Annotated in this window: 9 protein-coding genes; 2 read left to right on the forward strand and 7 right to left on the reverse strand. The window is 42.1% G+C overall.

Going from position 1 to position 6,192, the window contains the following annotated elements; genetic code table 11:
• Window positions 1–7 precede the first annotated feature (7 nt).
• On the forward strand, window positions 8–376 hold the full coding sequence (locus CAG64_RS02410; RefSeq protein WP_161489266.1) for a hypothetical protein: 369 nt from the start codon (window positions 8–10) through the stop codon (window positions 374–376).
• A gap of 47 nt (window positions 377–423) precedes the next feature.
• Window positions 424–651: a hypothetical protein gene (locus CAG64_RS02415; RefSeq protein WP_161457801.1), complete on the forward strand. Its 228-nt coding sequence runs from the start codon at window positions 424–426 to the stop codon at window positions 649–651.
• A gap of 429 nt (window positions 652–1,080) precedes the next feature.
• Here CAG64_RS02415 and kwaB read toward each other — a convergent pair whose 3' ends face one another.
• The 7 genes from kwaB to CAG64_RS02450 form a co-directional block, all read right to left on the reverse strand.
• Window positions 1,081–2,034: an anti-phage protein KwaB gene (gene kwaB, locus CAG64_RS02420; RefSeq protein WP_161457802.1), complete on the reverse strand. Its 954-nt coding sequence runs from the start codon at window positions 2,032–2,034 to the stop codon at window positions 1,081–1,083.
• A complete protein-coding gene (kwaA, locus tag CAG64_RS02425; RefSeq protein WP_038150745.1) occupies window positions 2,031–2,627 on the reverse strand; it encodes an anti-phage protein KwaA in 597 nt (198 codons plus the stop codon). Before kwaA ends, kwaB begins: the two co-directional genes overlap by 4 nt.
• 431 nt (window positions 2,628–3,058) lie before the next feature.
• Window positions 3,059–3,505, reverse strand: a complete 447-nt coding sequence (locus CAG64_RS02430; protein ID WP_161488699.1) for a ribonuclease HI — start codon at window positions 3,503–3,505, stop codon at window positions 3,059–3,061.
• Between the two features lie 69 nt (window positions 3,506–3,574).
• Window positions 3,575–3,775: an AlpA family transcriptional regulator gene (locus CAG64_RS02435; RefSeq protein WP_071236028.1), complete on the reverse strand. Its 201-nt coding sequence runs from the start codon at window positions 3,773–3,775 to the stop codon at window positions 3,575–3,577.
• 64 nt (window positions 3,776–3,839) lie between these two features.
• Complete coding sequence (locus CAG64_RS02440) at window positions 3,840–4,436, reverse strand: YagK/YfjJ domain-containing protein (RefSeq protein WP_161488700.1); 597 nt, start codon at window positions 4,434–4,436, stop codon at window positions 3,840–3,842.
• Window positions 4,437–4,489: 53 nt separating this feature from the next.
• Window positions 4,490–5,164 carry an inovirus Gp2 family protein gene (locus CAG64_RS02445; RefSeq protein ID WP_161488701.1) on the reverse strand — a complete coding sequence of 225 codons (675 nt, stop codon included), beginning with the start codon at window positions 5,162–5,164 and terminating at the stop codon, window positions 4,490–4,492.
• Window positions 5,165–5,228: 64 nt separating this feature from the next.
• On the reverse strand, window positions 5,229–5,864 hold the full coding sequence (locus CAG64_RS02450; protein WP_161488702.1) for an inovirus Gp2 family protein: 636 nt from the start codon (window positions 5,862–5,864) through the stop codon (window positions 5,229–5,231).
• Window positions 5,865–6,192: the final 328 nt, after the last annotated feature.

Consider the following 6,192-nt stretch of genomic DNA (forward strand, 5'->3'; position numbering starts at 1 on the left):
CACCGTTATGACATTAATCAACACCCTACTCCGATACGCCGCTATGACCATCCTGTTTATTGGACTCACCGCTTGTGGCGACCAAGAAGAGACTCAAGCAGTAACAGCAGAAATTGAAGTATCGATATCGACTAACTCGCATTGGGGAACATTGGTTTTTGACCTGCAAGCTATCACCGACAGCACCGTAATTAGCAATGTGGTGATTAACCGTGGTAACTGCCGATTACCCGCAGGCACAGCCTCAGAGCTATCAAGAAACGTTTCATTAAACTTCGGCCAAACCTACACCGGATACAGCAACAACTGCACCGTGGACAGCGTGAAAGAAATCGAAGTCACCTCCAGTGCAGGCACTTTTGTCTACACCTTCTAACTTTCAATTCCCAAATAACACACTCAATCAACTCGTAAGGATAAACTATGAACAAGTCAACTCTACTCATTGCTACAGCGTTAGTTTTCTCTACCTCTTCCGCCTTTGCTGGTGGAACACTGGGCGGCAACCCATCCGCGGATTCGGGTGCAGTCAACGTCAGTGTGGGCAAATGCACTCAATACAAAATGGATGTGAAAGAGGCGCAACAGAAAGGTAAGGACGTAGCGACCATTACTGTTCCTGACGGCTGTGAAGCCATTGCAGAAAAGTAATACCACCAGCGAAGGTGAACGACGACAATGGGGAGCAATCAGGCTCCCCATTCTTTTTTTGCTTCTATACACAAACGGCACAATCAATAAGCCATCCTTTGTCAATAAGCCATCCTTCTAAACTCGTTTTTGGACATTTTCAAGTTAGGATTTTTGCTCTAATTTTCGCATGTGGGATTACCGAAAGTATGGTAACTGGCTGAAACTTGTGTACATGTGATTGCATGCTTCGGGACTATATAACTTGTTATACTGGTGACTCGCAGCGCGCGCATTTGATATGGATGACATGGGCATCAAAGACAAATAGGTCCAATACTCCCCATTCTTAATCAATCGTGTATTACAGATGCCACGCGACGCTACGTGAATACCAACTACCTATTTATTTTCGTAGCGCGTCATAGCTTTTAAATTAAACCTGAATTGCTATTCCAGTTTGTCTTTGGCCAAACTGTCATATTGAATATTTGTCAACTCTGACTCCAAGTAGTCATCACTCATAAGTTTAATAAAATGGTTCTGAGATATTTTTGTCTTTAAGACAAACTTATCCCCTGAGTCATTGAGTTTTAGTAGTTTTGACAGGTATTTGTGTTTCTGTGCAAAAGCGATGATGTCGTTGTTTGCTACTGCTCCCATTACTGGCGAGTTGCGGGCAACCTTTGCTAGTTTACGAGAAAACGCCATATCCTCGCCTTCTACCCGCTCGACTAGCGGTGCAGTATCTTCGATCAACGCCATATCTGTGAGTTTTGCTACGCATTTGGCGGCTGTGTCTTTGATTACATCGTGGAACCCAAGATATGACTCCAGCGTTTTAACATTTTCAACGTAATAATCGTTATCAAGTTTAAGAAATACGAAATTGGGATCTATCTTCAGGATGTTTGATTCAAGTTCAGACAATCTATTATTTGATTTGAACAGATTCAATGCACCTTGTTCAGCTTTGAGAACTGACACTGTGTACTGATGCTTGTAGAGTGTAATTGTTTCGTTGTTTCGCCCCGTCAGTACAACGATTATTGCACTGATATCATCAAAATTCCCGTCCCCGACTTGGTACTTATCAGGCGCATTAACTCTTAGTTGTAAGGCTTGTTCTAACAGGTCAAATTCAAGCGGCTTGTCGTCAAAGTCAAACTTATAAAGAGCGTTTTTCCTTTCATCAGCGTCCGATAATAGAGGCATCGACAATGATTCATTTTCCACGATCCCAGTCTTTAACTTTGAGACCATGCTCGTTTTTAAGCGGACCAGTGCAGCATTATCAACATCCGAATCTCTAATGTTTGCTTCGTCATCAACAAAGAACATTTTGATACCAACGCAATCATCAACAATTGCACTCACCTTGTTTTTGAACTGTTCAACTGTCATTCGACCTTCCTTGCAAAACAAACACTGTTAGATAAGAACTTGAAATTTACTTGGTCACCTTCACTCAACTCACTCGTTGAAATAATGACCATATTTTTATACTGAGTGCCTCTACAACTCACGTCAGTTTTAAATAACTTGTAACCCAATAAAGCCAGTGTTGGGTTAGCATAATATTTATCGGTTTTGATGAAAATTAATCCAATAACTGCCAAAAGTAAGAAGTAAGCAATCGTCTTTCTTGTCTCATCAAAAGTAAAACCAATGAATGGCAGGATATAAGTTGCTAAAAACACCAAGTGCTCATAGCTCTCACTGCTGGACTTCTCGATCTTCATGACATCAAGAGAGCCACCTTTCACTTCATTCTCAAACCGAAAATAGAAATACACACCTGCAACCAACCCCAGCAGCGACAAGATGCTAGAAAAGTTTTTCTTTGCAATGTCTGCAAATGCACTGAAGCCAACAAATTCGCAATTCTCGCCAAAACAGTACGGAACATCTACAGTCAAAAATATAATAAAAACAAATAAAACCAGTAGTGAAAGTATGTACAACCCGATTTTATCCAAGGTATTTGAAAGATCCATCCTCACCACCCTAATTACTGTTTATAAATACAGTATACATATTCCTGAACTATCTTTCATAAATATACTTCTGAAACCCAATAAAGGTTTCTCTGATTGCTGCTGGTGAGCCAAATACCTCAACAGCATCGCCAATGGTGTTGTATTTGAGTTCTATCAGTGCGCATCTTGCTGGGCGATAGTTGAATCGCCACTGAAATGGTAGACACTTACTAGCATTACAAAAATTAGGCCTACAATCCAGTACCAAGCAGAGCTGGTTAAGTTATGCGAAACAAGGTATGGGGAAAAACTTGCTAAGAGAGCGGTTAGTCTAATGCCCACTCTCGCTTCCTCATCGCATCCACCTTCAGATATATGTTATCTAGAAAAACGCAAATAACAGGCAATAGCGGCTTGTTGGACTATGCCTACAAGCCGCCTTACATACATCAATCGATATCACTTCTAGCAGCATCAACTGCTAACGAATCCGCTATCTCATTCCCTCTGACACCAGAATGCGCTCTGACCTTTTCCACTTCGACATACTTGGCAGAGCGTAACTCATCGACTGTCTGCCACAGGCGTCGATTCTTAATCTGCTTTTTGTCGGCTCTGCGCCAGCCTTTCTTTTTCCAGCCATCAAGCCAAAGGTTGAAACCTTTTACGCAGTACTCACTGTCTGAATAGATGACATCACCATCCTCGGCATATTCCAGCCCTTCGATAAGTGCCAGTAACTCCAACTCTGCATTGTCTGTCTCTCGGTCAATGGTGATCCCCTCCTCATGGACAATTTCGTCTTCTTCATCCATGACCACCAGCCCGATACCACCTCTCATACAGACGTGTTGATTGTTTGGTGCAGCGCCGTCTACGTAAATTGAATAACTCATTTTTTATCTCTCTCTAATTGCAAAAAGGGCGCATGACTTTGCTTAGCCAGCGCCCCGTTGATGTTTGTGTTACTGAAAGGATTCTTGGTTGTCTCGCATACTCAGACGCAATTCCATCCATTCCTCGATTTCACTTTCTACCCAAGCTACCGCTCGTCCACCGAGTGGCACACTCTTAGGAAAGTCGGTTTCATCTGCCATGAACTTGTAGATAGTTGAACGGCCTAGCCCTGTAAGTGACATCACTTCTTTTAGTCGTAGAAATCTCATGGGAATTGTCTCCTCTTGTATATACCCATGTGATAAGCCGCAACTGTAAAAAAATGCAGTCGGCCTACTCCAAGCTAGAGCCAAAGCAGTACACTGTCTCGCTCCACGCTTCAGCAAAACTGCTCATCCGTTTATAGACGCAGTTCTTTATGTCAGTGTCTGTGCTCTTACAACGTGTGCCCAAGCTATAATTCCCTCGGTCGTTCAGTTGGACCATTGAACGCTCATTACCTTTGTAGTGCTTTTTCATCGCTTCTCCCCAAGCTGTTTTCAGATGCCCCACAATTTCATTACGCTTGTCCATGGAAATAACATCACCAAAATGCTGTTTATAATCAGTAAACAACATCACTTGATAATGGTGCGAACGGCTATCCGCTCGCTTACGCCACACGTAATGCAACGAATCGGTGTTCAGCTTCTCTTTCAGGATCTCAAAGTAGTCCTTAAGGGTACTGAGATTGGTGTCTTGATGATCTTTAGGCAGGTATAAGTCCAAACGTGTAGCGAGAGCGATGTCAAACTGGCTGAGTGCCTGTTCAAAGACATCGACCATCGAGGTCAGTGCTGATTCGTATAACCCCTTGTCGCTGTAATACAGCGGGTAATCTTCAAAAGTTCTATCAAGGGTAATGCTTGGGAGGTAGGTTCTATTCGCCATGAGTAATGCCTTTTGTGTGTGAATGACATAGGCATTACTCGCGCTGTATTTTTTTAAGGTGAGTCGTGACTGCAACCAAAGCTCTTGTTGCGTTGATCGTTCCGGTTGGCAATGGGCTTCGCGAGACGACTGATTCGATAGAAGAATTCGTTTAACTGTAGCGGGAACGATTCTGTATCGGAGAATAGTTCAAAACCCTCATTAGTAGGGGAATAAGCTAATCCTGAGCATGGTTGGCTGTAATTAGCTTCAACCACCTTATCCCATGTCTTCCTCACTTTTTTGTAGAGAAAACGCCCCCAACCCTCGCGACCAGTGCCTAAGTTTTGAAAGAGATCCCTATCAAAGAGCAAGATAAGATGATGATGCTGGCTGGTGGATTCACTTGCCTTCGCCCAGATATAACGAATGACCGTTTGCTGGTATTGATAAGTTCTGTCGGTGTATTTGTCCTTACAGAGCTCGTTAGTCTCCGATTCTAAAATACGAAAGAAATGGGCAAACACCGTTAGGTAATCACCCCCAAAGTCACTCGGTAGGTTTAGGTTGAGGTGAACAGCATAGATTCTTGGATATTGGTTTAGTGCTTCAGTCAGTACTCGGTCGATCTTCTCTAGGTATTCGAGGACGAGACCATCCTCAAAGTAGTAGAGTGGTTTCCCATTAAAGGTTCGGTCATGAGTGATGGTGTGGGCACTTTGATGAGTAACGTTAAGTTGATGAGCCATGATTGGTTCCTGTGGTTTGTTGTGATTCCCACAGGAACTGTTTCCAACGTAATTTTTAAGGGGATTAAGAGCTAGTAGCGAAGTTTCTCATAGTCCCTCCGTATACCTTTGAATTAGGTTTAGCGAAATAACACACCCTTTTGAATAGTTCATTCTTCGATTGTTCAATATCCGATGCTTTCAGGTTTAAGCGATACACCCCATTCTTGCAGAAATGAACTAGTGCTGATTTCTCCTGTTTGATTGCACTGCACCATGCTTGCTTAATCAAGTCGGCTAGAGAGCCGTCTGACGCCCCTACATCCCCGAGTTGATAATAGATATCTTTGTTCAGGAAGAGTGCAACATGGTAGTGGTACTGCTCAGAGGTATTCTTCTCTTTTGCCCAGATGTAACTGGTCTTGTTCTTTAAACCCCTTCCCCAGCTTTTCTCTTTACGTTTTATATCTACGTCCAATTTGGCATTTAGGGATTTGAAGAATCGGGTGATGACTTTCGAATCTGCATCATCGAAATCTTCGGGTAAGTGTAGGTCTATCCGAAAGACGGATAGCCTAGGGTGATACTTCAATGCTTTCTCTATCAATTGAGAAATCTTGTAGAGGTGAAACTTACGATAGAAGAATCGTTGCTTTCGTTTTGTTGGTTGAGGTAGGTCGTAGTTGTTGAATTTGTCTTCAGATGTGTACTGGTGATTCATGGTGTTGTTATCTCTATTCGTGTGTCTCTCATACACACAGGGAGTAACGTTAATTTTAGTAGTTATGTATATTACCTATACCAACAAATTGAAAATAACTTCCACACCAAAACCATGGCATAAATTCAGATTCACCTACCAATAATCATATCGAACTCAACTTACACCATCTATATTACTACCCATATATTACTTTCATCATAAATCACCAACTCGAAACTTAAATATTAATATCGCATTAAATTTCAACCATGCTAATATAATAATTGACATAGCAGTAAGAATTCAAGTAAATAAAATTAACATTTGAAAGGGTAATCTCATCTAC

Origin of the sequence: Vibrio sp. V38_P2S17PM301 (assembly GCF_009904845.1) — a bacterium.
In the GTDB taxonomy this organism is placed as follows: domain Bacteria; phylum Pseudomonadota; class Gammaproteobacteria; order Enterobacterales; family Vibrionaceae; genus Vibrio; species Vibrio proteolyticus.

Bases quoted from the DNA above. Each gene is read 5' to 3' on its own strand.
- CAG64_RS02415 (WP_161457801.1), top strand. From the start codon at position 424: ATGAACAAGTCAACTCTACTCATTGCTACAGCGTTAGTTTTCTCTACC.
- CAG64_RS02430 (WP_161488699.1), bottom strand. From the start codon at position 3,505: ATGAGTTATTCAATTTACGTAGACGGCGCTGCACCAAACAATCAACAC.
- kwaB (WP_161457802.1), bottom strand. From the start codon at position 2,034: ATGACAGTTGAACAGTTCAAAAACAAGGTGAGTGCAATTGTTGATGAT.
- CAG64_RS02445 (WP_161488701.1), bottom strand. From the start codon at position 5,164: ATGGCTCATCAACTTAACGTTACTCATCAAAGTGCCCACACCATCACT.
- CAG64_RS02435 (WP_071236028.1), bottom strand. From the start codon at position 3,775: ATGAGATTTCTACGACTAAAAGAAGTGATGTCACTTACAGGGCTAGGC.
- CAG64_RS02410 (WP_161489266.1), top strand. From the start codon at position 8: ATGACATTAATCAACACCCTACTCCGATACGCCGCTATGACCATCCTG.
- kwaA (WP_038150745.1), bottom strand. From the start codon at position 2,627: ATGGATCTTTCAAATACCTTGGATAAAATCGGGTTGTACATACTTTCA.
- CAG64_RS02440 (WP_161488700.1), bottom strand. From the start codon at position 4,436: ATGGCGAATAGAACCTACCTCCCAAGCATTACCCTTGATAGAACTTTT.
- CAG64_RS02450 (WP_161488702.1), bottom strand. From the start codon at position 5,864: ATGAATCACCAGTACACATCTGAAGACAAATTCAACAACTACGACCTA.